At 78.6% G+C, this 397-nt stretch carries 1 protein-coding gene; it reads left to right on the plus strand.

Annotated features, from left to right (window positions below; translation table 11 throughout):
• A partial coding sequence (locus ACXJMZ_RS37460; protein ID WP_457034446.1) for a biotin/lipoyl-containing protein occupies positions 1-397 on the plus strand: 397 nt, incomplete at both ends.

Here is a 397-nt window from a genome sequence, read left to right on the forward strand (position 1 = left end):
GCTCCGGCCCCCGTGGCCGCGGCTCCGGCCGCCGCTCCGGCCGCTGCCGCCCCCGCCGCCGACGCCACCCCGGTGCTGCTCCCCGCCCTGGGCGAGTCGGTCGCCGAGGGCACCGTCACCCGCTGGCTGAAGGCCGAGGGTGAGACCGTCGCGATCGACGAGCCGCTGCTCGAGGTCTCCACGGACAAGGTCGACACCGAGATCCCGTCGCCGGTCGCCGGTGTGCTGGTGAAGATCCTGGTCGGCGAGGACGAGACCGCCTTGGTCGGCGCCCAGCTCGCGCTGATCGGCGCTGCGGGTGCGGCTCCGGCCGCCGCCGCTGCTCCGGCCGCCCCGGCTCCGGTTGCCGCTCCCGCCCCGGTCGTCGAGGCTCCGGCCCCGGTCGCCGCCCCCGCTC

The organism is Kitasatospora sp. P5_F3 (assembly GCF_054049135.1).